We start from the raw sequence: 25,079 nt of genomic DNA, 5'->3' as shown, positions 1-25,079 counted from the left end.
CGAAAGGGCTGCAAGGCAGCCCCAAGATCACAATGAAAAACGCCGCCCTGATGGGCGGCGTTTTCGTTTACACGGTGTGCAGGTACCAGTTGTACTCGAGGTCGGAGATCGAATGCTCGAACTCCTCCAGCTCGCTCTCCTTGCACGCGACGAAGATGTCGATGTACTTCGGGTCGATGTACTTGTTGAGGATCTCGCTGTCGTCCAGCTCGCGCAGGGCATCGCGCAGGTTGTTTGGCAGGCTCTGCTCGAGCTGCTCGTACGAGTTGCCTTCGATCGGCTCGCCCGGCTCGATCTTGTTGGTCAGGCCATGGTGCACGCCAGCCAGCACGGCAGCCATCATCAGGTACGGGTTGGCGTCGGCACCTGCCACGCGGTGCTCGATGCGCACGGCATCGGGCGAACCGGTCGGCACGCGCAGGGCCACGGTGCGGTTGTCCAGGCCCCAGCTCGGCGCGTTCGGTACGTAGAACTGCGCGCCGAAACGGCGGTACGAGTTGACGTTCGGGCAGAGGAACGCCATGGACGCGGGCAGGGTCTCGAGCACACCGCCGACAGCGTGACGTAGCGCGGCGTTCTGCTCGGGATCCTCGCTGGTGAAGATGTTGTTGCCATCTTTGTCCAGCACGGAGATGTGTACGTGCAGGCCGTTGCCTGCCTGGCCCGGGTAGGGCTTGGCCATGAAGGTGGTGTCCATTTCATGGTCGTAGGCGATGTTCTTGATCAACCGCTTGAGCAGTACCGCGTAGTCACAGGCCTTGAGCGGGTCGGGAACGTGGTGCAGGTTGACTTCGAACTGCGCCGGGGCGCTTTCCTTGACGATGGCGTCGGCCGGGATGCCTTGCTCCTTGGCACCTTCGAGGATGTCCTGGAGGCAGTCGGCGTATTCGTCGAGGTCGTCGATCAGGTAGACCTGGGTCGACTGCGGGCGCTTGCCCGAGATTGGCGAGCGTGGCGGCTGCGGGCGGCCATTCACGTTCTCCTGGTCGATCAGGTAGAACTCCAGCTCGAATGCCGCGCAAATGGTCAGGCCCATGTCGGTGAACTTGCTCACCACCTGGCGCAACACTTCGCGTGGGTCGGCGAAGAACGGCTCGCCTTCGATTTCGTGCATGGTCATCAGCAGCTGCGCGGTCGGGCGCTTCTGCCAAGGTTCGTTGGAGAGGGTGCCAGGGATCGGGTAGCAGATGCGGTCGGCATCGCCGATGTCCAGGCCGAGCCCGGTGCTTTCGACGGTGGAACCGTTGATGTCCAGGGCGAAGAGGGAGGCCGGCAGGTTGATGCCTTTCTCGTAAACCTTGTGGAGGCTGGTGCGCTCTATGCGCTTGCCGCGCACCACACCATTCATATCTGCAATCAGAAGGTCAACGTAGAGAACCTCAGGATGTTCCTTAAGGAACGCGTTCGCTTCGTTAAGCTGAACGGCACGCGGGGGTACCGACATGATGCAACACCTTTGTTGTTAAAAATATCAATCAAGGGGGGCTTGCAGGACCAGTCAATCGAAAAGCCCTACTGATGTCAAGCCAACCCCATGATGCCCTGAAATGGCACATCGACGGCAGATTTGCTGCATATCGGGGCGTGCCATTATCCGCTATTTACGCCGCCCAGGGCTATCTCCGACATGCCGTGTTTTATTTTTTACGGAGGTGTTGTGTAAAAAAATGAACAAGGCTAAGCTCGGGTCCAACCCAGAACACAATAATACGAGGGTCACATGGTCCGCTTGTCGCGACCTGAAAGCGCTGCCTGTGCAGTGCGCTCGGGTATACCTGCCGTTCCTGCAAGCATCAATCGCGCTGTGGCCGCCCTGGCCGCAATAATTGACGCTGTGCGCGCCCGGACCTGGCCTCAAAGCGTCATTTCGCTGCGCTTCTTGTCTTCCTGCCTTTCGAACTCATTACGGACTCGCTGGTTTCCAGTGTATCCACTGTGCTCCTGCGTGGGTGTTTTTGCTTTAGCAATCCACTCCATCCAGAATCAACGCGCGGACCACATTACCTCCTGAGGTATCTATGAGTAACAACCTCGACCAGCTCACCGATTGGTTGAAAGAGCACAAGATCACCGAAGTCGAATGCCTGATCAGCGACCTGACCGGCATCACCCGCGGCAAGATCTCGCCAACCAACAAATTCATCGCCGAAAAAGGCATGCGCCTGCCCGAGAGCGTGCTGCTGCAGACCGTGACCGGCGATTACGTCGACGACGATATCTATTACGAACTGCTCGACCCGGCCGACATCGACATGATCTGCCGCCCCGACGAAGATGCCGTGTTCCTCGTGCCCTGGGCCATCGAGCCGACCGCGCAGGTCATCCACGACACCTACGACAAGAAGGGCAACCCGGTCGAGCTGTCGCCGCGCAACGTCCTCAAGAAAGTGCTCAAACTCTACGCCGACAAAGGCTGGCAGCCGATCGTCGCGCCGGAGATGGAGTTCTACCTGACCAAGCGCAGCGAAGACCCGGACTTCCCCCTGCAGCCGCCGGTTGGCCGTTCGGGCCGTCCGGAAACCGGCCGCCAGTCGTTCTCGATCGAGGCCGCCAACGAATTCGACCCGCTGTTCGAGGACGTCTACGACTGGTGCGAACTGCAGCAGCTGGACCTCGACACGCTGATCCACGAAGACGGCACGGCGCAGATGGAGATCAACTTCCGTCACGGCAACGCCCTGCACCTGGCCGACCAGATCCTGGTGTTCAAGCGCACCATGCGCGAGGCGGCGCTCAAGCACAACGTGGCCGCCACCTTCATGGCCAAGCCGATGACCGGCGAGCCGGGCAGTGCCATGCACCTGCACCAGAGCGTGGTCGACGCCACCACCGGCAAGAACATCTTCAGTAATGAAGACGGCAGCATGAGCGAGCTGTTCCTGCACCACATCGGTGGCCTGCAGAAGTTCATCCCCGAAGCGCTGCCGCTGTTCGCCCCCAACGTCAACTCGTTCCGCCGCTTCCTGCCGGACACCTCGGCACCGGTGAACGTCGAATGGGGCGAAGAAAACCGCACCGTCGGCCTGCGCGTACCGGATGCCGGCCCGCAGAACCGCCGCGTCGAGAACCGCCTGCCGGGCGCCGACGCCAACCCTTACCTGGCCATCGCCGCCAGCCTGCTGTGCGGCTACATCGGCATGGTCGAAGGCATCGCGGCGAGTGCCCCGGTCGTAGGCCGTGGCTACGAGCGGCGCAACCTGCGCCTGCCGCTGACCATCGAGGACGCCCTGGAACGCATGGAAGTCAGCCGCGCGCTGACCCAGTACCTGGGCAAGAAATTCATCACCGGCTACGTGGCGACCAAGCGCGCCGAGCACGAGAACTTCAAGCGCGTCATCAGCTCCTGGGAGCGAGAGTTCCTGCTGTTTGCTGTGTGATCAACCCCTGAGGCCGCCCACCGGCGGCCTGTGGACCCTGGAGAAGCACATGAGCGTCAAAAACCCGCAAACCCGTGAATGGCAAAACCTGAGCGGCGAGCACCACCTTGCACCTTTCTCTGACTACAAGCAGTTGAAGGAGAAGGGGCCGCGCATCATCACCAAGGCGCAGGGCGTGCATTTGTGGGACAGCGAAGGGCACAAGATCCTCGATGGCATGGCCGGCCTGTGGTGCGTGGCGGTCGGCTACGGCCGTGAAGAGCTGGTGCAGGCTGCCGAGAAGCAGATGCGCGAGCTGCCGTACTACAACCTGTTCTTCCAGACCGCCCACCCGCCGGCGCTGGAGCTGGCCAAGGCAATCACCGACGTCGCGCCCGAAGGCATGACCCACGTGTTCTTCACCGGCTCCGGCTCCGAAGGCAACGACACCGTGCTGCGCATGGTTCGCCACTACTGGGCGCTCAAGGGCAAGCCGCACAAGCAGACCATCATCGGCCGCATCAACGGCTACCACGGTTCCACCGTGGCCGGCGCGAGCCTGGGCGGCATGAGCGGCATGCACGAACAAGGCGGCCTGCCGATCCCGGGCATCGTGCACATCGCGCAGCCGTACTGGTTCGGCGAAGGCGGCGACATGAGCCCGGATGAATTCGGCGTGTGGGCTGCCGAACAGCTGGAGAAGAAGATCCTGGAAGTCGGCGAGGACAACGTCGCCGCCTTCATCGCCGAGCCGATCCAGGGCGCCGGCGGGGTCATCATCCCGCCGGACAGCTACTGGCCGAAGGTCAAGGAGATTCTCGCCAAGTACGACATCCTGTTCGTCGCCGACGAAGTGATCTGCGGTTTCGGCCGTACCGGCGAGTGGTTCGGCTCCGACTACTACGACCTCAAGCCCGACCTGATGACCATCGCCAAGGGCCTTACCTCCGGTTACATCCCCATGGGCGGTGTGATCGTGCGTGACACCGTGGCCAAGGTGCTCAGCGAAGGCGGTGACTTCAACCACGGCTTCACCTACTCCGGCCACCCGGTGGCGGCCGCGGTGGGCCTGGAAAACCTGCGCATCCTGCGCGACGAGAAGATCGTCGAGAAGGCGCGCACGGATGTGGCACCGTACTTGCAAAAACGACTGCGGGAACTGCAGGACCACCCACTGGTGGGCGAGGTTCGCGGCCTGGGCCTGCTCGGCGCGATCGAGCTGGTCAAGGACAAGGCCACCCGCAGCCGCTACGAAGGCAAAGGCGTGGGCATGGTGTGCCGCAACTTCTGCTTCGAAAACGGCCTGATCATGCGCGCCGTAGGCGACACCATGATCATTGCACCACCCCTGGTAATCAGCCACGCAGAGGTCGACGAGCTGGTGGAAAAGGCGCGCAAGTGCCTGGACCTGACCCTCGAAGCGATCCAGTGAGCCTTTGCTAGGCTAGCGTTGTGACATTAGTTGGTTACAAGGGGCTGCTTTCCTTGAAACAGCGCCTTGTAACTTGCCAGACTAGCGACTGTTTCAGTCGCCCAACGCGTGTACTGCGGGACCTGGCAGCTGAACGGATGGCTAATCAAAAAAATCTGGAGCATGACGCATGAATAAAATGGGCAAGACGTTGCTGGCCGCCGCCCTGATGGGTGCCATGGCGACCGCGGTTCAGGCTGAAGACAAGGTATTGAACGTCTACAACTGGTCGGACTACATCGCTCCGGACACCATCGCCAAGTTCGAGAAGCAGACCGGCATCAAGGTCAAGTACGACGTCTTCGACAGCAACGAAACCCTGGAAGCCAAGCTGCTGGCGGGCAAGTCGGGTTATGACATCGTCGTGCCGTCCAACAACTTCCTGGCCAAGCAGATCAAGGCTGGCGTGTACGAGGAGCTCGACCGCTCCAAGCTGCCGAACTGGAAGAACCTCGACCCAGACCTGCTCAAGGCCGTTGGCGATGCCAGCGACAAGGACAACAAGCACGCCTTCCCGTACATGTGGGGCTCGATCGGCATCGGCTACAACCCGGAGAAGGTCAAGGCCGCGCTGGGCGTGGACAAGATCGATTCGTGGGACGCCGTGTTCAAGCCTGAGAACATCGCCAAGCTCAAGAGCTGCGGCGTGAGCTTCCTGGATGCGCCGACCGAAATGCTGCCGGCCGCGCTGCACTACCTGGGCAAGCCGACCACCAGCACCAGCAAGGAAGACCTGAAGGCGGCCGAGGACCTGTTCCTGAGCATCCGTCCTTCGATCACCTACTTCCACTCGTCCAAGTACATCGGCGACCTGGCCAACGGCAACATCTGCGTGGCCGTCGGTTACTCGGGTGACGTCGAGCAGGCCAAGGCCCGCGCCCACGAGGCCGGCGACAAGGTCAAGGTGGACTACATCATTCCGAAAGAAGGCGCCGGTACCTTCTACGACATGGTCGCCATCCCCAAAGATGCCGAACACAAGGATGCGGCCTACAAGTTCATGGACTTCCTGATGCAGCCGGAAGTCATGGCCGAAATCACCAACGCCGTGCGCTTCCCGAACGGCAACGAGGCCGCTACTCCGTTGGTCGACAAGGCCATCACCAGCGACCCGAGCATCTACCCGCCGGCTGACGTGAAGAAACAGCTGTACGCGATCGCAGCCCCCGAAGCTGCCACCCAGCGCGCCATCACCCGCAGCTGGACCAAGATCAAGTCGGGCAAGTAAGCCCGATGCAACACCTCCAGGCCGGGGTTTTCCGGCCTGGAGCCAGTGAATGGCAATTGATGATTGCGGCATCGAAGCTGCGAAGGTAAGTTGCGCGCCGGTTTTGCCTGCGCAGCAGCACTGCGCCGTTACCAAGGCACTGATTGTGAGGACCACCCACTTGTCTATTTCTGTATTGCGCAAGGCCTTGATGGCCGGTGCGGGCCTGACGCTGGCATGCAGCGTCCAAGCGGCGCCTACGGTGCATTTCTACAACTGGTCGGACTACATCGGCCCGAACACACTCGCGGACTTCGAAAAAGCCACCGGCATCAAGCCTGTGCAAGACGTTTTCGATTCCAACGAAACCCTGGAAGGCAAACTGCTGGCCGGCAACACCGGCTATGACGTGGTGGTGCCGTCCAACCATTTCCTCGGCAAGCAGATCAAGGCGGGCGCGTTCCAGAAGCTCGACAAGAACCTGCTGCCCAATTATTCCAACCTCGACCCGTCGCTGATGAAGCGCCTGGAAAAGAACGACCCCGGCAACCAGTACGCCGTGCCTTACCTGTGGGGCACCAACGGCATCGGTTACAACGTCGACAAGGTCAAGGCCGCGCTGGGCGTGGACACCATCGACTCCTGGGCCGTGCTGTTCGAGCCCGAGAACATGAAGAAGCTCTCCAAGTGCGGTGTGGCCTTCCTCGACTCGGCTGACGAAATGCTCCCGGCGGTGCTCAACTACATGGGCCTGAACCCCAACAGCACCGACCCCAAGGACTATGAAAAGGCCGAGAAGAAGCTGCTGGCGGTACGCCCGTACGTGACCTACTTCCACTCGTCCAAGTACATCACCGACCTGGCCAACGGCGACATCTGCGTCGCGGCAGGTTTCTCCGGCGATGTATTCCAGGCCAAGGCCCGCGCCGAAGAGGCGAAGAAGGGCGTGAACCTGGCCTACGCGATTCCCAAGGAAGGCGGCAACCTCTGGTTCGATGTGCTGGCGATCCCCAAGGATGCCAAGAACGTCAAAGAGGCCCACGCCTTCATCAACTATTTGCTGAAACCTGAGGTTATCGCCCAGGTCAGTGATTACGTCGGTTACGCCAACCCGAACCCCAAGGCTGGCGACCTGATGGACCAGGCCGTGAGGACTGACGCCGCGGTATACCCACCGCAGGAAGTGCTGGACAAGATGTTCGTCAACAGTGAGTTGCCACCCAAGGTGCAACGTTTGATGACCCGTAGCTGGACCAAGGTCAAGTCGGGCAAGTAACAATCCAGGCCCGCCACTGACGCAGCGGCGGGCAACAAAATCTTGTTGGGAGTTTCACTCATGGCAGTTGCCTCCGGTGCCTATAAGAAAGCCCTCGAGGGTGGCCAGCAACCCAAGCAGGTGCTGGTCAAGATCGACCGGGTCACAAAAAAATTCGACGAAACGGTAGCCGTGGACGATGTGTCCCTGGAAATCCGCAAAGGCGAGATCTTCGCCCTGCTGGGTGGCTCCGGTTCTGGCAAATCGACCTTGCTGCGTATGCTCGCTGGCTTCGAGCGCCCGACTGAAGGGCGGATTTTCCTCGATGGCGTCGACATCACCGACATGCCGCCCTACGAGCGGCCGATCAACATGATGTTCCAGTCCTACGCGCTGTTCCCGCACATGACCGTGGCGCAGAACATCGCCTTCGGCCTGCAGCAGGACCGCATGGCCAAGTCCGAGATCGACGCCCGCGTGGCCGAGATGCTCAAGCTGGTGCACATGACCCAGTACGCCAAGCGCAAGCCGCACCAGCTCTCCGGTGGCCAGCGCCAGCGTGTGGCCCTGGCCCGTTCGCTGGCCAAGCGCCCGAAACTGCTGCTGCTCGATGAGCCGATGGGCGCCCTGGACAAGAAGCTGCGTTCGCAGATGCAGCTGGAACTGGTGGAAATCATCGAGCGCGTGGGCGTGACCTGCGTGATGGTGACCCACGACCAGGAAGAGGCCATGACCATGGCCCAGCGCATCGCCATCATGCACCTGGGCTGGATCGCCCAGATCGGCTCGCCGGTGGACATCTACGAGACCCCCACCAGCCGCCTGGTGTGCGAGTTCATCGGCAACGTCAACCTATTCGAGGGTGAAGTGGTCGACGACGCCGAAGGCCACGCGATCATTGCCAGCCCGGAACTGGAGCGCAAGATCTACGTCGGCCACGGCATCACCACCTCGGTGGAAGACAAGCACATCACCTACGCCCTGCGCCCGGAAAAGCTGCTGGTCACCACCACGCAGCCGGACTTCGAGCACAACTGGTCGCGCGGCAAGGTCCACGACATCGCCTACCTGGGCGGCCACTCGGTGTTCTACGTCGAGCTGCCGAGCGGCAAGGTGGTGCAGTCGTTCGTCGCCAACGCCGAGCGCCAGGGCACCCGGCCGACCTGGGGCGATGAAGTGTACGTGTGGTGGGAAGACGACAGCGGCGTGGTACTGCGGTCATGAAACTTCGCAAGCTCAAGCGAGCCTTCCAGCGCCTTACCCCGGAGGGGCGGCATGTGGTGATCGGCGTACCGTTCATCTGGCTGTTCCTGTTCTTCATGCTGCCGTTCTTCATCGTCCTGAAGATCAGCTTCGCCGAAGCCGACGTGGCGATCCCGCCTTACACCGAGATCTACACCTACGTCGAAAGCAAGGTCCAGCTGGTGCTGAACCTGGCCAACTACGGGCTGCTGACCGAGGATGAGCTGTACATCTCGGCCTACCTCGGCTCGTTGAAGATGGCGTTCTTCAGTACCATTCTCTGCCTGCTGATTGGCTACCCGATGGCCTACGCCATCGCCAACGCCAAGAAGGAAACCCAGACGGTCCTGCTGCTGTTGATCATGATGCCGACCTGGACCGCGATCCTGATCCGCGTCTACGCCTGGATGGGGATTCTCAGCAACAACGGCCTGCTCAACGCCTTCCTGATGTGGATCGGCCTGATCGACCAGCCGCTGCAGATCCTCAACACCAACCTTGCGGTGTACATCGGCGTGGTCTATTCGTACCTGCCGTTCATGATCCTGCCGCTGTTCGCCAACCTGGTGAAGCACGACCCGAGCCTGCTCGAAGCTGCATCGGACCTGGGTTCGAGCACCTTCAACAGCTTCTGGAAGATCACCGTGCCGCTGTCGAAGAACGGCATCATCGCTGGCTGCATGCTGGTGTTCATCCCGGTGGTGGGCGAGTTCGTGATTCCTGAACTGCTCGGCGGCCCGGAAACCCTGATGATCGGCAAGGTGCTGTGGCAAGAGTTCTTCAACAACCGTGACTGGCCGGTGGCATCCGCCCTGGCAGTGGTGATGCTGGCAATCCTGATCGTGCCGATCCTGCTGTTCAACCGCAGCCAGGCCAAAGAAATGGAGGGCAGAGCATGAAGCGCTTCGGTTTCTCCAAGCTGATGCTGGTGCTCGGCTTGCTGTTCATCTACCTGCCGATGCTGATCCTGGTGATCTACTCGTTCAACGCCTCGAAGCTGGTGACGGTGTGGGGCGGCTGGTCGGTGAAGTGGTACGTCGGCCTGCTCGACAACACCCAGCTGATGGGTTCGGTGATGCGCTCGCTGGAAATCGCCTGCTACACGGCGGTGGCGGCGGTGGCGCTGGGTACCTTGGCCGCCTTCGTGCTGACCCGGGTCACCCGCTTCAAGGGCCGCACGCTATTCGGTGGCCTGGTCACCGCGCCGTTGGTAATGCCCGAGGTAATCACCGGCCTGTCGCTGTTGCTGCTGTTCGTGGCCATGGCGCAGATGATCGGCTGGCCGCAGGAGCGTGGCATCGTCACCATCTGGATCGCCCACACCACGTTCTGCGCCGCCTATGTGGCGGTGGTGGTGTCGGCGCGCCTGCGCGAGCTGGACCTGTCGATCGAGGAAGCGGCGATGGACCTGGGTGCCAAGCCGTGGAAGGTGTTCTTCCTGATCACCATCCCGATGATCGCGCCGTCGCTGGCGGCGGGCGGCATGATGTCGTTCGCCCTGTCGCTGGATGACCTGGTTCTGGCCAGCTTCGTGTCCGGGCCGGGTTCGACCACCTTGCCGATGGAAGTGTTCTCTGCGGTGCGCCTTGGCGTGAAGCCGGAGATCAACGCGGTGGCCAGCCTGATCCTGCTGTCGGTGTCGCTGGTGACCTTCTTCGTCTGGTACTTCAGCCGCCGGGCCGAGGAACGTCGTCGCAAGGCGATCCAGCAAGCCATCGAGGAAGGCGCTGCGGCCAACGTGTCGTCGCCGCAGGTCAAGCGCCCGATGCCTGCTGCGGCATCGGTCTGATCGATCGCAAAGGGCCGCACTGCGGCCCTTTGTGTATCTGAAGCGTTCCGGTCGTTCGTGAAATCGAGCGCCACATCCCCTCCAACACCCAACTGATCCCCATCAGTGCCGTTTATCGAACCCTGAACTACGCTGACAGTCGCATCTCACAAATCATTTGTGCGCAAGCTAGGAGCCTGCATGAGGGTGACGCGTCCACTGTTACTGGCAGGCCTGGGCCTGCTGTACCTGCTAACAGGCTGTAGCAAGGAACAACCCCCGGAGCCCAAGCCTCGGGTCGGGGTGCTGCAGGTTCAACCCACCGACTTTGCAGCCAGGGTGACCCTCACCGGCGATGTCCAGGCGCGGGTACAGACCGACCTTTCCTTCCGCGTGGGCGGCAAGATCATTTCGCGCAGCGTCGATGTGGGCGATCACGTCAAGGCCAACCAGGTGCTGGCGCGGCTCGACCCCAAGGACCTGCAGAACAACGTCGACTCGGCCAAGGCCGAGGTGTTCGCCGCCCAGGCGCGGGTGACGCAGACCAGCGCGGCGTTCGTGCGCCAGCAAAAGCTGCTGCCCAAGGGCTACACCAGCCAGAGCGAATACGACTCCGCCGAGGCCGCGCTGCGCAGCAACCAGAGCGCGCTGAAGGCGGCCCAGGCGCAACTGGCAAACGCCAACGAGCAATTGAGCTACACCGCCCTGATGTCCGAAGCCGATGGCGTCATCACCGAGCGCCAGGCCGAGGTCGGCCAGGTGGTGCAGGCGACCATGCCGATCTTCAGCCTGGCCCGCGATGGCGACCGGGATGCGGTATTCAACGTCTACGAGTCGCTGCTGGTGGCGCCACCCAGCGAAGCCGGGGTCATCGTCAGCCTGCTGGACGACCCCAAGGTCCAGGCCCAGGGGTTCGTGCGCGAAATCACCCCGACGGTTTCGGCACAAAGCGGCACGGTGCAGGTCAAGGTGGGCCTGCGCAACGTGCCAGCGGGCATGCAGCTGGGCTCGCCGGTGACCGCCACGGCCAATACCCAGGGGCGGCCGAGCATCGAGCTGCCTTGGGCGGCCCTGACCAAGGCCGTGCACGAGCCGGCCGTGTGGGTGGTGGGCGAGGGCGACAAGGTCGAATTGCGCAAGGTCCAGGTCACCCGCTACCTCACCGGCAAGGTGGTCATCGCCCAAGGCATCAAGGGTGGTGAAACCGTGGTGGTCAGCGGCGGCCAGCTGCTTCATCCGGGCATGGAAGTGGAAAAGGTCGATGCCAAGGACGGGGGGGCTGCACCATGAAGCGGATGATGTGTGTACTCGCCACCGGCTTGCTGCTGACGGCCTGTGGCAAGCAAGAGGCGCCACCCGAGGCGGTGCGGCCGGTGCTTTCGACCCTGGTCGAGGCCCAGGCCCAGGCGCAGTTGGGGCGCTTCGCTGGGACCATCCAGGCGCGCTTCGAAAGCACCCTGGGCTTTCGCGTATCGGGGCGTATCGCCCGGCGCTGGCTCGACGTGGGCGCCTCGGTCAAGCCCGGGGACATCCTCGCCACCCTCGACCCCACCGACCAACAGAACCAGCTGCGCGCGGCCGAAGGCGACCTGGCCAAGATCCAGGCGCAGTGGATCAACGCCCAGGCCAATGCCCGCCGGCAACAGCAGCTGTATGACCGAGGCGTCGGCGCCCAGGCCCAGCTGGACATCGCCCAGACCGACCTGAAAACCACCGGCGCCAGCCTGGAGCAGGCCCGCTCGGCGGTCAGCCAGGCCCGCGACCAGCTCGACTACAGCACCTTGCGCAGCGACCATGCGGCAGTCATCACCGCCTGGCAGGCCGAAGCCGGGCAGACCGTCACGGCCGGCCAGGCGGTGGTCACCCTGGCCCGGCCAGACGTCAAGGAAGCGGTGATCGACCTGCCGATCGGCATTGCCGAAGCCTTGACCAAGAACCTCACCTTCACCGTCGCCTCGCAGCTCGACAGCAGCATCAACACCACCGCCACCCTGCGTGAGCTGGAGCCCCAGGCCGACGCCGCCACCCGCACCCGGCGCGCCCGCCTGACCCTGGCCAACACCCCTGACGCCTTCCACCTGGGCACCGCCATCAGCGTCACCCTGACCTCGGCGATTTCCCCGCGCAGCGAGCTGCCGCTGAGCGCGCTGCTCGAGCACGACGGCAAGACCCAGGTGTGGGTGATCGACCCGCAGCAGAAAACGGTCGCCACCCGTGACGTGGCCCTGATCGAGCGCACGGCCGACAGCATCGTGCTGGCGTCCGGCGTCCAACCCGGCGAGCGTGTGGTCACCGCTGGCGTCAACAGCCTCAAGCCTGGCCAGAAGGTCACATTCGACGAGGATGCACAATGAAAGGAAGCTTCAACCTCTCCGAATGGGCGCTGCGCCATCAGTCGTTCGTCTGGTACCTGATGTTCGTCGGCCTGTTGATGGGCATTTTTTCCTACTTCAACCTGGGGCGCGAGGAAGACCCCTCGTTCACCATCAAGACCATGGTCATCCAGACCCGCTGGCCGGGCGCGACCCAGGACGAAACCCTGTACCAGGTCACCGACCGCATCGAGAAGAAGCTCGAGGAGCTCGATTCGCTCGACTACACCAAGAGCTACACCCGCCCCGGCGAATCGACGGTCTACGTCTACCTGCGCGACACCACCAAGGCCGCCGACATCCCGGAAATCTGGTACCAGGTGCGCAAGAAGATCCAGGACATCCGCGGCCAATTCCCGCAAGGCATCCAGGGCCCGGCGTTCAACGACGAGTTCGGTGACGTGTATGGCTCGATCTACGCCTTCACCGCCGACGGCATGACCCTGCGGCAACTGCGCGACTACGTGGAACAGGCCCGCGCCGAAGTGCGCGAGGTGCCCAACATCGGCAAGATCGAGCTGGTCGGCACCCAGGACGAAGTGCTCTACCTGAAGTTCTCCACGCGCAAACTGGCGGCCCTGGGCATCGACCAGCGCCAGGTCATGCAGGCCCTGCAACAGCAGAACGCGGTGACCCCGGCCGGGGTGATCGAGGCCGGCCCCGAGCGCATCTCGGTGCGCACCACCGGGCAGTTCGCCTCGGAAAAAGACCTGCAGACGGTCAACCTGCGCATCAACGACCGCTTCTTCCGCTTGAGCGATATCGCCGATATCGAGCGCGGCTACGTCGACCCGCCATCGCCGATGTTCCGCTACAACGGCCAGACCGCCATTGGCCTGGCCATCGGCATGAAAGCCGGCGGCAACATCCAGGTGTTCGGCGCGGCGCTGAAGCAGAAGATGGACAGCGTGGTCAACGACTTGCCGGTGGGCATTGGCGTGCACACCGTCTCTGACCAGGCGGTGGTGGTGAAGGAGGCGGTTGGTGGCTTTACCAGCGCCCTGTTCGAAGCGGTGGTCATCGTGCTGGCGGTGAGCTTCGTCAGCCTTGGCGTGCGCGCCGGGCTGGTGGTGGCCTGCTCGATCCCGCTGGTGCTGGCCATGGTCTTCGTGTTCATGGAGTACAGCGGCATCACCATGCAGCGGATTTCCCTGGGGGCGCTGATCATCGCCCTGGGCCTGCTGGTGGACGATGCGATGATCACCGTGGAGGTGATGGTCACACGCCTGGAAATGGGCGAGAGCAAGGAGCAGGCGGCGACCTTTGCCTACACCTCCACGGCCTTCCCCATGCTTACCGGCACCCTGGTGACGGTGGCCGGCTTCGTGCCGATCGGCCTCAACGCCAGCTCGGCCGGTGAATACACCTACACCCTGTTCGCGGTGATCGCCGTGGCGCTGATCGTGTCGTGGGTGGTCGCGGTGTTCTTCGCCCCGGTGCTGGGCGTGCATATCCTCAAGGCCGACAAGCTCAAGGCCCATGAGGCCGAGCCGGGCCGGGTAGGGCGGGCGTTCGAGGGCGGGCTGCTGTGGTGCATGCGCAACCGCTGGCTGACCATCATCGGCACCATCGTGCTGTTCGCGCTCTCGCTGGTGTGCATGCGCTTCGTGCAGAACCAGTTCTTCCCGTCTTCGGACCGCCCGGAAATCCTCGTCGACCTCAACCTGCCGCAGAACGCCTCGATCGAGGAAACGCGCAAGGTGGTCGACCGCCTCGAGGCGCGCATCAAGGACGACCCGGACCTGGTGCGCTGGAGCACCTACATCGGCCAGGGCGCGATCCGCTTCTACCTGCCCCTGGACCAGCAACTGCAGAACCCCTACTACGCCCAGCTGGTGATCGTCAGCAAGGGCTTCGAGGAACGCGCGGGCATGATGGCGCGCCTGCAGAAGCTGCTGCACGAGGAGTTCGTCGGCATCGGCACCAACGTCCAGTCGCTGGAAATGGGCCCGCCGGTAGGGCGGCCGATCCAGTACCGGGTCAGTGGCAAGGACATCGACCAGGTGCGCAAGCACGCCATCGACCTGGCCACGCTGCTCAACAGCGACGAGCACATCGGCGAGATGATCTACGACTGGAACGAGCCAGGCAAAGTGCTGCGCATCGAGATCGCCCAAGACAAGGCGCGGCAGCTGGGCCTGTCGTCCGAGGACGTGGCCAACGTGATGAACAGCATCGTCAGTGGCGCACCGGTGACCGAGGTCAACGACAACATCTACCTGATCGATGTGGTCGCCCGGGCCGTGGACAGCGAGCGGGGTTCGCCCGATACCCTGCAGAACCTGCAGATCGTCACCCCGAGCGGCACCTCGATACCGCTGCTGGCCTTCGCCACCGTGCGCTACGAGCTCGAGCAGCCATTGGTGTGGCGCCGCGATCGCAAGCCGACCATCACCATCAAGGCGTCGGTCAACGGCGACATCCAGCCCACCGACCTGGTGGCGCTGCTGAAGCCGAAGATCGACGACTTCGCCAGCAAGCTGCCGGTCGGCTACGAGGTACAGACCGGCGGTACCGTGGAGGAGAGCGCCAAGGCCCAGGGCCCGATCCGCAAGGTCATCCCGCTGATGCTGTTCCTCATGGCGACCTTCCTGATGATCCAGCTGCACAGCACGCAGAAGCTGTTCCTGGTGGTCAGCGTGGCGCCGCTGGGGTTGATCGGCGTGGTGCTGGCGCTGGTGCCGACGGGCACGCCGATGGGCTTCGTGGCGATCCTCGGGATTCTGGCCCTGGCAGGCATCATCATCCGCAACTCGGTGATCCTGGTGACCCAGATCGACGAGTTCGAGGCCCAGGGCTATTCGCCGTGGGACGCGGTGGTCGAAGCCACCAACCACCGCCGTCGACCGATCCTGCTGACGGCGGCGGCGGCGAGCCTGGGCATGATCCCGATTGCCCGCGAGGTGTTCTGGGGGCCGATGGCCTACGCCATGATCGGCGGCATCATCAGTGCAACGCTGCTGACGCTGTTGTTCCTGCCGGCGATGGGGCCTTTTCGGCTAAACAAAAAAAGTTATATAAACATTCTTAAACAGTATTTTTAAGAATATCCGCGCCTCACTACTATTGCCCTCAAGCCAGGCGCAAACCCCCTTCAAACCTCTGCCCGGCACCCTTGTTCAACAGGAGAACGAGCATGAGCGCATCGCTGCGAAGCATCGACGGTCAGGACGAAGCCACCATTCTGCGTGAAATCCAGAGCGCCCTGCGCGACCTGCGTTTCGGTGCGGTGGAAATCACCGTGCACAACGCCCAGGTCGTGCAGATCGAGCGCAAGGAGAAGTTCCGCCTGCAGCAGCCCGGCAACAAGCCCGGCTGATACCGCCCCACCTTCACAACTAGAAAAATGCCAATCGGGAGCTTCACCATGTCCATCCGCCGTTATGCGCTCGCCGCCCTGGCCAGTGCCGTTTTTGCCGGTTCCGCAATCGCCAAGGACTACGAACTGCTGAACGTGTCCTACGACCCGACCCGTGAGCTGTACCAGCAGTACAACGCTGAATTCATCAAGCACTGGCAACAGGCTCACCCGGACGACAAGGTGAAGATCCAGCAGTCCCACGGTGGCTCGGGCAAGCAGGGCCGTGCGGTGATCGACGGCCTGCGCGCCGACGTGGTGACCCTGGCCCTGGCCGGCGACATCGACGAAATCGCCAAGCTCGGCAAGACCCTGCCCGAGGACTGGCAGAAGCGCCTGCCGGACGCCAGCACCCCGTACACCTCGACCATCGTGTTCCTGGTGCGCAAGGGCAACCCGAAAGGCATCAAGGACTGGGGCGACCTGATCAAGAAAGACGTCTCGGTCATCACCCCCAACCCGAAAACCTCCGGCGGCGCCCGCTGGAACTTCCTCGCCGCCTGGGCCTATGGCCTGAAGGCCGGTGGCAGCGAAGACAAGGCCAAGGCCTACGTGCAGGAGCTGTTCAAGCACGTACCGGTGCTGGACACCGGCGCCCGTGGCTCGACCATCACCTTCGTCAACAACGGCCAGGGCGATGTGCTGCTGGCGTGGGAAAACGAAGCCTTCCTGGCGCTGAAGGAAGACGGCGGCAGCGACAAGTTCGAAATCGTCGTGCCTTCGCTGTCGATCCTCGCCGAGCCGCCGGTGGCCGTGGTCGACAAGAACGCCGAGAAAAAGGGCAACGAGCAGATCGCCGAGGCGTACCTGAAGTACCTTTACAGCCCGGCCGGCCAGAAGATCGCCGCCGAGAACTTCTACCGCCCGCGTGACGAGAAAGTCGCTGCCGAATTCGGCAAGCAATTCCCGAAACTGGACCTGGTCACCATCGACAAGGACTTCGGTGGCTGGAAGACTGCACAGCCCAAGTTCTTCAATGACGGCGGTGTGTTCGACCAGATTTATCAGGCACAGTAACCGGCCATGGAAAAGCGGGGCCGCGTGGCGGCCCATCGCCGGCAAGCCGGCTCCCACAAGGTTCACCGCTGACCTTCTGTGGGAGCCGGCGTGCCGGCGATGGGCTGCACAGCAGCCCCGGGATTCAGTAGCTAGCACCGGCCCGGGATTCGTCCCGGGCTTCGTGCGTTCAACCAGGGATATTTATGTCACGTCGCATTTCCCCCGTCATACCCGGCTTCGGGCTGACGCTGGGCTACACCTTGGTGTACCTCAGCCTGATCGTGCTGATACCGCTGGCGGCCATGTTCATTCATGCCTCGCAGCTCACCTGGGAGCAGTTCTGGAGCATCATCAGTGCGCCGCGGGTACTCGCCGCGCTCAAGCTGAGTTTCGGCACCGCCCTGTTCGCCGCCATCATCAACGGTGTGATCGGCACCCTGCTGGCCTGGGTGCTGGTGCGCTACACCTTCCCCGGGCGCAAGGTCATCGACGCGATGATCGACCTGCCGTTCGCCCTGCCCACGGCGGTTGCGGGCATCGCCCTGACAGCCCTGTACGCGCCGGCAGGCTGGGTGGGCCAGTTCGCCACCGACCTGGGCTTCAAGATTGCCTACACACCGCTGGGCATCACCCTGGCGCTGACCTTCGTCACCTTGCCGTTCGTGGTGCGCACGGTGCAGCCGGTGCTTGCCGACATCCCCCGTGAAGTCGAGGAGGCGGCGGCCTGCCTGGGCGCCAAGCCGCTGCAGGTGTTTCGCCACGTACTGGCGCCGGCCCTGCTGCCGGCCTGGCTCACCGGCTTTGCGCTGGCCTTCGCCCGCGGCGTCGGCGAGTATGGCTCGGTGATCTTCATCGCCGGCAACATGCCGATGAAGACCGAGATCCTGCCGCTGCTGATCATGGTCAAGCTGGACCAGTACGACTACACCGGCGCCACCGCCATCGGCGTGCTGATGCTGGTGGTTTCCTTCATCCTGCTGCTGCTGATCAACCTGCTGCAGCGCCGCATCGAAACCCCTTGAAGGAGGCCCGGCTATGTCCAGTTCATCCCTGAGCGCCAGTGCCGCCGCCAATGCCGCGCGGCGTGGCAGTTCCACCTCGCGGCGCATCCTGATCGGCCTTGGCTGGCTGGTGTTCGCGCTGTTCTTGCTGCTGCCGCTGGTGATCGTGGTGTCGCAGGCGCTGAAGAACGGCTTCGGCACCTTCTTCGAGGCGATCTTCGAACCCGACGCCTTGTCGGCCCTGCGCCTGACCCTGCTGGCGGTGGCGATTTCGGTGCCACTGAACCTGGTGTTCGGCGTCAGCGCCGCCTGGTGCGTGAGCAAGTACACCTTCCGCGGCAAGAGCGTGCTGGTCACCCTCATCGACTTGCCGTTCTCGGTGTCGCCGGTGATCGCCGGCCTGGTCTACGTGCTGATGTTCGGCGCCCAGGGCCTGTTCGGGCCCTGGTTGCAGGACCATGACATCCAGATCGTGTTCGCCTTGCCCGGCATCGTGCTGGCGACCATCTTCGTCACCGTGCCCTTCGTTGCCCGCGAGCTGATCCCGCTGATGCAGGAGCAAGGCACGCAAGAGGAGGAGGCCGCGCGCCTGCTGGGCGCCAACGGCTGGCAGATGTTCTGGCACGTGACCTTGCCCAACATCAAGTGGGGCCTGATCTACGGCGTGGTGCTGTGCACCGCGCGGGCCATGGGCGAGTTCGGCGCGGTGTCGGTGGTGTCCGGCCACATTCGCGGCGTGACCAACACCTTGCCGCTGCACGTGGAGATCCTCTACAACGAGTACAACCATGTCGCGGCCTTCAGCGTGGCCAGCCTGCTGCTGATCCTGGCGCTCTTCATCCTGCTGCTCAAGCAGTGGAGCGAGAACCGTATTAACCGCCTGCGCCATAGCGCCGCGGAGGAATGATTCATGTCGATCGAAGTTCGTAACGTCAGCAAGCGCTTCAACAGCTTCCAGGCCCTGGACAACATCAACCTGGATATCCACAGCGGCGAGCTGGTGGCCCTGCTCGGCCCTTCCGGCTGCGGCAAGACCACCCTGCTGCGCATCATCGCCGGCCTGGAAACCCCGGACGACGGCAGCATCGTGTTCCATGGCGAGGACGTGTCCGGCCATGACGTGCGCGATCGCAACGTCGGTTTCGTGTTCCAGCACTACGCGCTGTTCCGCCACATGAGCGTGTTCGACAACGTCGCCTTCGGCCTGCGCATGAAGCCCAAGGGCGAGCGCCCGAGCGAGAGCAAGATTGCCGAAAAGGTGCATGAGCTGCTGAACATGGTGCAGCTGGACTGGCTGTCCGACCGCTACCCCGAGCAGCTTTCCGGTGGCCAGCGCCAGCGTATCGCCCTGGCCCGCGCCCTGGCGGTGGAGCCCAAGGTGCTGCTGCTCGACGAGCCGTTCGGCGCCCTCGATGCCAAGGTGCGCAAGGAGCTGCGCCGCTGGCTGGCGCGCCTGCACGAGGACATCAACCTGACCTCGGTGTTCGTTACCCACGACCAGGAAGAGGCCATGGAAGTGGCAGACCGCATCGTGGTGATGAACAAGGGCGTGATCGAGCAGATCGGCTCGCCCGGCGAGGTGTACGAGAAGCCGGCCAACGACTTTGTCTACCACTTCCTCGGCGACTCCAACCGCCTGGCCTTGAGCGAAGGGCAGCACGTGCTGTTCCGCCCGCACGAGGTGTCGCTGTCGCGTCATGAAACCGAGGGCCACCATGCTGCCGAGGTGCGTGACATTCGCCCGCTCGGGGCTACCACGCGGGTGACCTTGAAGGTGGAAGGGCAGAGCGAGCTGATCGAGGCCGAGGTGGTCAAGGACCACGACAGCCTGACCGGGCTGGCGCGTGGCGAGACGCTATTCTTCAGGCCGAAGGTTTGGCAGAAGGTGGCGGATATCTGAGCCAGCTGTGAGTGAAGAACCCGGGCATGGTCCCGGGTTTTTTATTGCCTGGGCGTTTGTTGGGGCTGCCTTGCAGCCCATCGCCGGCAAGCCGGCTCCCACAGCTGCAGCGCCGGTCCCTGTGGGAGCCGGCTTGCCGGCGATCGAGGGCAGAGCCCTCGCAGCAATCCCATGCCTTGCACGAATATTTCAAATGCCTCGAATGCATGCTGTTCTGGCCATTCGCTCCAACCCCACGAACGGCGCGGCTTTGCAACATCTGGCAAAATCCTATATGCGCAAATGATCTAGCTTTAATTTTAAACATTACTTTAAGAGATAAGCCCCTGACCCCGATGATTCAGCCACACACCTGAATCAAGAACCCCCAGGAGTTTGATCAAATGGGTAATGTCCAAACGGCCGTGAGGGCCTACGACCAGCCATGGCGCCCGGCCCCGGGTGACCTGGTCGAGCTCGGACGGACGCTACGCCAGCCATTGGGCCAGCTGCGCCTGCAACGCACGCCGGTCAGTGGCCTCAAGCGCCGCGACAAGCTGGCGCTGGCCTTGCTGGTGCTGGCCCTGCATGGCGCCGCCGCCTACTGGGTCAGCCAGGCGCCGACGCCCGCGCTGCCGGTGGTGCCGCCACAGGTTCCACCGATGACCATCGAGTTCGCCGCCCCAGCGCCGCCTGTGGTCGAGCCGCCGCCACCTGCCCCGGCACCGCCGGTGGTAGAGCCGCCACCGCCGGTGGTCGACGAGCTGGCCGCCAAGCCCAAACCCAAGCCAAAACCGCTGCCCAAGCCTGTGGCCAAGCAGCCACCCAAACCACAGCCCAAGCCGGTCGAAGCGCCGCCCCCGGCACCGGTAGCGGCCCCGGCACCGCCCGCGCCACCGGCGCCTGCGCCGGTCACGCCAGCTTCGGCCAACGCCGCCTACCTGAAGAACCCGGCGCCGGAATACCCGCAGATGGCCCAGCGCCGTGGCTGGGAAGGCACCGTGCTGCTGCGCGTGGAGGTGTTGCCCAGCGGCAAGCCGGGGCAGATCCAGATCCAGAAAAGCAGCGGCCGCGACGCCCTCGACGCCGCCGCCCTGGCCGCGGTCAAGCGCTGGAGCTTCGTGCCCGCCAAGCAGGGCGACGTGGCCCAGGCCGGCTGGGTCAGCGTGCCGATCGATTTCAAGCTTCGTTAACTTTTTCGCAGAACACAGGAAGACATCATCATGAGCCTGCTGGCATCCCCCCTCGAATCCGTTGAAAGCGCAGTCATCTGGCTGCTGGTCGGTTTTTCCGTCGTCACCTGGGGCCTGGCCCTGGTCAAGGTCGTGCAGTTCGTGCGGCTCAAGCGCCAGGACAAACGCTTCCACCAGCAGTTCTGGGCGGCGTCGAGCCTGGACTCGGCTGCCGAAATCAGCCACGAGTCACCGGGCCCGGCAGCCCGCGTGGCGCAGTCCGGTTATGCCGCGATCGCCGTCGGCGATACCCAGGCCAGCGACCTGAGCCAGGCCATCAACCACCAGGACCGCCTCGAGCGCGCCCTGCGCCAGCAGATCGTGCGCGAGCGCCGTTCGCTGGAAACCGGCCTGGCCGTGGTCGCCAGTATCGGCAGCACCTCGCCCTTCATCGGCCTGTTCGGCACGGTGTGGGGCATCATGGAGGCGCTCAAGGGCATCAGCGCGGCCGGCTCGGCCAGCCTGGAAACCGTGGCCGGGCCGATCGGCGCGGCGCTGGTGGCGACCGGTGTCGGTATCGCCGTCGCGGTGCCTGCGGTGCTGGTCTACAACTACTTCCTGCGCCGCCTCAAGCTGACCGCCGCCGACCTCGATGACTTCGCCCACGACTTCTACAGCCTGGCCCAGAAGAGTGCCTTCCGCGTGCTGGTGCACCCGGCGGTGCACAAGGCCCAGGCCGGCTTCACCCAGCCTGTGAAGGAGGCGTCCTGACATGGCCTTTTCGACCCAGGACAGCGACGAAGTCCTCAGTGAGATCAACGTGACACCGCTGGTCGACGTGATGCTGGTGCTGCTGGTGGTGTTCATCGTCACCGCGCCGCTGCTGACCAACGCCATCCCCATCAACCTGCCCAAGACCGAGGCCGTGGCCCCGGTGGAGCAGAAGGACCCGCTGGTGGTGAGCATCGACGGCGACGGCAAGCTGTTCATCAACAAGGACGAGATCCAGCCCCAGTCGCTGGAAGCCAACCTCAAGGCGGCCAAGGACAAGGACGCGCAAGTGCGCGTGCAGCTCCAGGCCGACGACGGCGTGAATTACGGCGAAGTGGCGCGTGCCATGGCGGCCATCGAACGTGCCGGCATCAGCAAGCTGGCGGTGATCACCGCGCGCTGACCGGGCAACCCTCTTCAGGCAAGTGCTTAGGGCCATATCTCTTGGCAGGGGATGGCCCTTTTTTTATTGATGCGGGTCAGTACTTTTGATGTTTTGGTTATTAATAAATAGCTTCTTATTCCTTTACTGATATAACTGCCGCCCTATACTGGACCGCAAGCACGCAAACTTACTGGAGGCGTCCCCATGCGCAATGAGTCGATTCGTTACCTGATTGTGCCGGGCTGGCAAGGATCGCCAGACAATCATTGGCAAAGCCACTGGCAGCGCAGCCTGCCCAACAGCGCCCGGGTCGAGCAGCACGACTGGCTGACCCCGCAGCGCCACGACTGGGTGCAGGCACTGGAGCAGGCCATCGCCGCCGAACCTTCGCCGGTGATCCTCATCGCCCACAGCCTGGGCTGCATCACCGTTGCCCATTGGGCGGCGCAGGCCAGCCCGGCATTGCTGCGCCGCGTTCGCGGTGCGTTGCTGGTGGCGCCGGCGGATGTCGAGCGCCCGACCTGCGCACCGGCCTTGCGCAACTTTGCGCCGATCCCGCAGCAGGCCTTGCCGTTCCCAAGCCAGGTGGTCAGTTCGGACAACGACCCCGCCGTCAGCGTGCCGCGCGCGCTGTACCTGGCCCAGGCTTGGGGCGCGGAAGCCGGGCTGCTGAGCAATGCCGGGCACATCAACGTCAAGTCCGGGCATGAGCGCTGGGAGCAGGGCTTCGCCTACCTGTATCGCCTGCAGAGCCGGGTCGAACAGCGTGCGCTGCGTCGCGCCTGATCCACCCCTACCGATCACCTTTGCCTGACGCCCGGCCACCTACAGCCCGGGGCGGGAGTTACGCATGACTTTTCAAAACCCCTTCGGCCAGCCGCTGCTGACCTTCCCCGAACTGGACAAGAGCCCGCTGAGCATCCGCGCCAAGGCCCTGGTGTTCATCGACCCCCGCTCGCAGCAACTGCGCCAGGCGCTGGAACGGCTGGCGCCGCAAGCATTGCCGGTGTTGATCCGCGGCGAGACCGGCACCGGCAAGGAATTGCTGGCGCGGCAGATCCACCGCGCCAGCGACCGGGCAGGGCTGTTCGTGTCGGTCAACTGCGCCGCCATCAGCCCGACCTACGCCGATGCCGAGCTGTTCGGCTACAGCGCCGGAGCCCAGGGTGGCACCGCCAGCAGCCGTGCCGGCTGGTTCGGTTCGGCCAACGGCGGCACCTTGTACCTGGATGAAATCGCCGACCTGCCGCTGGAGATCCAGGGCAAGTTGCTGGCAGCGCTGGAAAACCGCGAAGTCACCCGGGTGGGCGCGCAGCAGCCGCAGGCGGTGGATGTGCGCCTGGTGGCCGCCACCAGCATCGACCTGGCGCGGGTAGTGCGTGCCGGGCGCTTCAACGAGCGTTTGTACCAGTACCTGCTCGAAGGCGCCCTGGAGTTGCCGCCGCTGCGCGAGCGGCGCGGCGATATCCTGCCGCTGGCCGAGTACTTCGTGGGCATCTACTGCGTGCGCCTGCAGCGCTCGCTGCCGCTGATCAGCGAAGCCGCGCAACAGCTGCTGGAGGCCCATGCCTGGCCGGGCAACACCCGCGAACTGGAGAACGTCATCCACTTCGCCTTGCTGGTCAATGACAGCGAAGAGATCCAGCCCGAAGACCTCGACCTGCCGGACCTGGCGCGCTAGACATCGGTATAAGCGAATGCCGTGATGGCTATTTGTTTTCGGAATAAGCAGCGAATTAAAAGATATTGTTCCGGAATAAAAAATCTCGGTATTGTCCGCCTCACGCTCCCGGGTGAACCGGTTGGGCAACCGACTTTTTGCCATCGCCGATGGCCAGAAACAGAACAAGGACCACCATGAACAAGACCCTGCTGACCACGGCCCTGGCCGCTGCCCTGTCGTTCTCCGGCCTGGCCGCCGCTGCCGAGAAACTGGTGGTTGCCGCCACCCCGGTGCCCCACGCCGAGATCCTCGAGCTGATCAAGCCAACCCTGGCCAAGGAAGGCGTGGACCTGGAAATCAAGGTCTTCACCGACTACGTGCAGCCTAACGTGCAGGTCGACCAGAAGCGCCTGGACGCCAACTACTTCCAGACCCTGCCGTACCTCAAGAGCTTCAACGAAGGCAAGGGCACTCACCTGGAAACCGTGGTAGGCGTGCACGTCGAGCCGTTTGGTGGCTACTCGAAGAAGATCAAGAACCTGTCCGAGCTCAAGGATGGCGCCACCGTTGCCATTCCCAACGAAGGCAGCAACAGCGGCCGCGCGCTGATCCTGCTGCAGAAGGCTGGCCTGATCACCCTGAAAGACCCGAAAAATGCCCTGGCCACGCCGAAAGACATCGCCGAGAACCCGAAGAAGCTGAAGTTCCGCGAGCTGGAATCGGCCATGCTGCCGCGTGTGCTGGACCAGGTCGACCTGGACATGATCAACACCAACTACGCACTGGAAGCGGGCCTGAACCCGGCCAAGGATGCGCTGGTGATCGAGGGCAGCGACTCGCCTTACGTGAACTTCCTGGTGGCGCGCCCGGACAACAAGGACAGCGATGCGATCCAGAAGCTGGCCAAGGCCCTGACCAGCCCTGAAGTGAAGGCATTCATCGCCAAGAAGTACAGCGGTGCGGTGCTGCCGGCGTTCTGACTCGCCTGGCTGACCCTGCAATCGAAAACGCCGGCGCATTTTGCGCCGGCGTTTTTGTTTGTGGCGAGTGGATGCTGCCGTGTGGGAGCCGGCTTGCCGGCGATAGGGCCAGCCCAGGTAAATCAATGTTCAGCTGCCAAGCGCCCGGCGCAACGCCATCAGCCACAGAATCTGTTCATTGCTATCGGTTGAGCAGGGGC

Annotated in this window: 22 protein-coding genes; 21 read left to right on the top strand and 1 reads right to left on the bottom strand. The window is 63.4% G+C overall.

Annotated features, from left to right (window positions below; all coding sequences use genetic code 11):
* Positions 1–67 precede the first annotated feature (67 nt).
* Positions 68–1,444, bottom strand: coding sequence for a glutamine synthetase family protein (locus L6D75_RS21730; RefSeq protein ID WP_054894988.1), 1,377 nt, complete (start codon positions 1,442–1,444; stop codon positions 68–70).
* 574 nt (positions 1,445–2,018) lie between these two features.
* Here L6D75_RS21730 and L6D75_RS21725 point away from each other — a divergent pair.
* The 21 genes from L6D75_RS21725 (at position 2,019) to L6D75_RS21625 (ending at position 24,879) form a co-directional block, all read left to right on the top strand.
* Positions 2,019–3,377 carry a glutamine synthetase family protein gene (locus tag L6D75_RS21725; protein ID WP_176511644.1) on the top strand — a complete coding sequence of 453 codons (1,359 nt, stop codon included), beginning with the start codon at positions 2,019–2,021 and terminating at the stop codon, positions 3,375–3,377.
* 49 nt (positions 3,378–3,426) lie between these two features.
* A complete protein-coding gene (locus L6D75_RS21720; protein WP_176511645.1) occupies positions 3,427–4,788 on the top strand; it encodes an aspartate aminotransferase family protein in 1,362 nt (453 codons plus the stop codon).
* 169 nt (positions 4,789–4,957) lie between these two features.
* Positions 4,958–6,055, top strand: a complete 1,098-nt coding sequence (locus tag L6D75_RS21715) for a polyamine ABC transporter substrate-binding protein (RefSeq protein ID WP_176511646.1) — start codon at positions 4,958–4,960, stop codon at positions 6,053–6,055.
* Positions 6,056–6,215: 160 nt separating this feature from the next.
* The gene (locus L6D75_RS21710) at positions 6,216–7,310 is read left to right on the top strand and encodes a polyamine ABC transporter substrate-binding protein (protein ID WP_176511647.1); all 1,095 of its coding nucleotides are present in this window, start codon (positions 6,216–6,218) and stop codon (positions 7,308–7,310) included.
* A gap of 60 nt (positions 7,311–7,370) precedes the next feature.
* Positions 7,371–8,513 (top strand): polyamine ABC transporter ATP-binding protein, encoded by a 1,143-nt coding sequence (gene potA, locus L6D75_RS21705; RefSeq protein WP_176511648.1) that lies wholly within the window; start codon positions 7,371–7,373, stop codon positions 8,511–8,513.
* Positions 8,510–9,430, top strand: coding sequence for an ABC transporter permease subunit (locus L6D75_RS21700; RefSeq protein ID WP_176511649.1), 921 nt, complete (start codon positions 8,510–8,512; stop codon positions 9,428–9,430). Before potA ends, L6D75_RS21700 begins: the two co-directional genes overlap by 4 nt.
* On the top strand, positions 9,427–10,320 hold the full coding sequence (locus L6D75_RS21695; protein WP_176511650.1) for an ABC transporter permease subunit: 894 nt from the start codon (positions 9,427–9,429) through the stop codon (positions 10,318–10,320). The genes L6D75_RS21700 and L6D75_RS21695 overlap by 4 nt, the downstream gene beginning before the upstream one ends.
* 180 nt (positions 10,321–10,500) lie before the next feature.
* Positions 10,501–11,589, top strand: a complete 1,089-nt coding sequence (locus tag L6D75_RS21690; protein ID WP_176511651.1) for an efflux RND transporter periplasmic adaptor subunit — start codon at positions 10,501–10,503, stop codon at positions 11,587–11,589.
* A complete protein-coding gene (locus L6D75_RS21685; protein ID WP_176511652.1) occupies positions 11,586–12,653 on the top strand; it encodes an efflux RND transporter periplasmic adaptor subunit in 1,068 nt (355 codons plus the stop codon). The genes L6D75_RS21690 and L6D75_RS21685 overlap by 4 nt, the downstream gene beginning before the upstream one ends.
* Complete coding sequence (locus L6D75_RS21680; RefSeq protein WP_236193820.1) at positions 12,650–15,715, top strand: efflux RND transporter permease subunit; 3,066 nt, start codon at positions 12,650–12,652, stop codon at positions 15,713–15,715. The genes L6D75_RS21685 and L6D75_RS21680 overlap by 4 nt, the downstream gene beginning before the upstream one ends.
* Before the next feature lie 92 nt (positions 15,716–15,807).
* A complete protein-coding gene (gene oscA, locus L6D75_RS21675) occupies positions 15,808–15,990 on the top strand; it encodes a sulfur starvation response protein OscA (RefSeq protein WP_003248957.1) in 183 nt (60 codons plus the stop codon).
* A 48-nt stretch (positions 15,991–16,038) separates the two neighbouring features.
* Complete coding sequence (locus tag L6D75_RS21670) at positions 16,039–17,046, top strand: sulfate ABC transporter substrate-binding protein (RefSeq protein ID WP_176517810.1); 1,008 nt, start codon at positions 16,039–16,041, stop codon at positions 17,044–17,046.
* Between the two features lie 185 nt (positions 17,047–17,231).
* Positions 17,232–18,050 carry a sulfate ABC transporter permease subunit CysT gene (gene cysT, locus L6D75_RS21665; protein WP_176517809.1) on the top strand — a complete coding sequence of 273 codons (819 nt, stop codon included), beginning with the start codon at positions 17,232–17,234 and terminating at the stop codon, positions 18,048–18,050.
* Between the two features lie 13 nt (positions 18,051–18,063).
* Positions 18,064–18,936, top strand: a complete 873-nt coding sequence (gene cysW / locus L6D75_RS21660) for a sulfate ABC transporter permease subunit CysW (RefSeq protein ID WP_176517808.1) — start codon at positions 18,064–18,066, stop codon at positions 18,934–18,936.
* 3 nt (positions 18,937–18,939) lie between these two features.
* On the top strand, positions 18,940–19,929 hold the full coding sequence (locus tag L6D75_RS21655; protein WP_176517807.1) for a sulfate/molybdate ABC transporter ATP-binding protein: 990 nt from the start codon (positions 18,940–18,942) through the stop codon (positions 19,927–19,929).
* Positions 19,930–20,312: 383 nt separating this feature from the next.
* Positions 20,313–21,101, top strand: coding sequence for an energy transducer TonB (locus tag L6D75_RS21650; RefSeq protein WP_176517806.1), 789 nt, complete (start codon positions 20,313–20,315; stop codon positions 21,099–21,101).
* Between the two features lie 30 nt (positions 21,102–21,131).
* A complete protein-coding gene (locus tag L6D75_RS21645) occupies positions 21,132–21,851 on the top strand; it encodes a MotA/TolQ/ExbB proton channel family protein (RefSeq protein WP_176517805.1) in 720 nt (239 codons plus the stop codon).
* Position 21,852: 1 nt separating this feature from the next.
* Positions 21,853–22,254 carry an ExbD/TolR family protein gene (locus L6D75_RS21640; protein WP_176517804.1) on the top strand — a complete coding sequence of 134 codons (402 nt, stop codon included), beginning with the start codon at positions 21,853–21,855 and terminating at the stop codon, positions 22,252–22,254.
* 186 nt (positions 22,255–22,440) lie between these two features.
* Positions 22,441–23,022, top strand: a complete 582-nt coding sequence (locus L6D75_RS21635) for an alpha/beta hydrolase (RefSeq protein WP_176517803.1) — start codon at positions 22,441–22,443, stop codon at positions 23,020–23,022.
* 64 nt (positions 23,023–23,086) lie between these two features.
* The gene (locus tag L6D75_RS21630) at positions 23,087–23,917 is read left to right on the top strand and encodes a sigma 54-interacting transcriptional regulator (RefSeq protein WP_176517802.1); all 831 of its coding nucleotides are present in this window, start codon (positions 23,087–23,089) and stop codon (positions 23,915–23,917) included.
* A 176-nt stretch (positions 23,918–24,093) separates the two neighbouring features.
* The gene (locus tag L6D75_RS21625) at positions 24,094–24,879 is read left to right on the top strand and encodes a MetQ/NlpA family ABC transporter substrate-binding protein (RefSeq protein WP_176517801.1); all 786 of its coding nucleotides are present in this window, start codon (positions 24,094–24,096) and stop codon (positions 24,877–24,879) included.
* Positions 24,880–25,079: the final 200 nt, after the last annotated feature.

Origin of the sequence: Pseudomonas faucium (assembly GCF_021602585.1) — a bacterium.
In the GTDB taxonomy this organism is placed as follows: domain Bacteria; phylum Pseudomonadota; class Gammaproteobacteria; order Pseudomonadales; family Pseudomonadaceae; genus Aquipseudomonas; species Aquipseudomonas faucium.
Note: the sequence above shows the minus strand (reverse complement) of the source record. Positions and strands in the feature narration are given on the sequence as shown.

Bases quoted from the DNA above. Each gene is read 5' to 3' on its own strand.
- L6D75_RS21730 (WP_054894988.1), bottom strand. From the start codon at position 1,444: ATGTCGGTACCCCCGCGTGCCGTTCAGCTTAACGAAGCGAACGCGTTC.
- L6D75_RS21695 (WP_176511650.1), top strand. From the start codon at position 9,427: ATGAAGCGCTTCGGTTTCTCCAAGCTGATGCTGGTGCTCGGCTTGCTG.
- L6D75_RS21715 (WP_176511646.1), top strand. From the start codon at position 4,958: ATGAATAAAATGGGCAAGACGTTGCTGGCCGCCGCCCTGATGGGTGCC.
- L6D75_RS21650 (WP_176517806.1), top strand. From the start codon at position 20,313: ATGGGTAATGTCCAAACGGCCGTGAGGGCCTACGACCAGCCATGGCGC.
- L6D75_RS21635 (WP_176517803.1), top strand. From the start codon at position 22,441: ATGCGCAATGAGTCGATTCGTTACCTGATTGTGCCGGGCTGGCAAGGA.
- L6D75_RS21625 (WP_176517801.1), top strand. From the start codon at position 24,094: ATGAACAAGACCCTGCTGACCACGGCCCTGGCCGCTGCCCTGTCGTTC.
- L6D75_RS21700 (WP_176511649.1), top strand. From the start codon at position 8,510: ATGAAACTTCGCAAGCTCAAGCGAGCCTTCCAGCGCCTTACCCCGGAG.
- L6D75_RS21655 (WP_176517807.1), top strand. From the start codon at position 18,940: ATGTCGATCGAAGTTCGTAACGTCAGCAAGCGCTTCAACAGCTTCCAG.
- L6D75_RS21645 (WP_176517805.1), top strand. From the start codon at position 21,132: ATGAGCCTGCTGGCATCCCCCCTCGAATCCGTTGAAAGCGCAGTCATC.
- cysW (WP_176517808.1), top strand. From the start codon at position 18,064: ATGTCCAGTTCATCCCTGAGCGCCAGTGCCGCCGCCAATGCCGCGCGG.
- L6D75_RS21720 (WP_176511645.1), top strand. From the start codon at position 3,427: ATGAGCGTCAAAAACCCGCAAACCCGTGAATGGCAAAACCTGAGCGGC.
- L6D75_RS21630 (WP_176517802.1), top strand. From the start codon at position 23,087: ATGACTTTTCAAAACCCCTTCGGCCAGCCGCTGCTGACCTTCCCCGAA.
- L6D75_RS21640 (WP_176517804.1), top strand. From the start codon at position 21,853: ATGGCCTTTTCGACCCAGGACAGCGACGAAGTCCTCAGTGAGATCAAC.
- oscA (WP_003248957.1), top strand. From the start codon at position 15,808: ATGAGCGCATCGCTGCGAAGCATCGACGGTCAGGACGAAGCCACCATT.
- L6D75_RS21685 (WP_176511652.1), top strand. From the start codon at position 11,586: ATGAAGCGGATGATGTGTGTACTCGCCACCGGCTTGCTGCTGACGGCC.
- L6D75_RS21690 (WP_176511651.1), top strand. From the start codon at position 10,501: ATGAGGGTGACGCGTCCACTGTTACTGGCAGGCCTGGGCCTGCTGTAC.
- potA (WP_176511648.1), top strand. From the start codon at position 7,371: ATGGCAGTTGCCTCCGGTGCCTATAAGAAAGCCCTCGAGGGTGGCCAG.
- L6D75_RS21680 (WP_236193820.1), top strand. From the start codon at position 12,650: ATGAAAGGAAGCTTCAACCTCTCCGAATGGGCGCTGCGCCATCAGTCG.
- L6D75_RS21725 (WP_176511644.1), top strand. From the start codon at position 2,019: ATGAGTAACAACCTCGACCAGCTCACCGATTGGTTGAAAGAGCACAAG.
- L6D75_RS21670 (WP_176517810.1), top strand. From the start codon at position 16,039: ATGTCCATCCGCCGTTATGCGCTCGCCGCCCTGGCCAGTGCCGTTTTT.
- cysT (WP_176517809.1), top strand. From the start codon at position 17,232: ATGTCACGTCGCATTTCCCCCGTCATACCCGGCTTCGGGCTGACGCTG.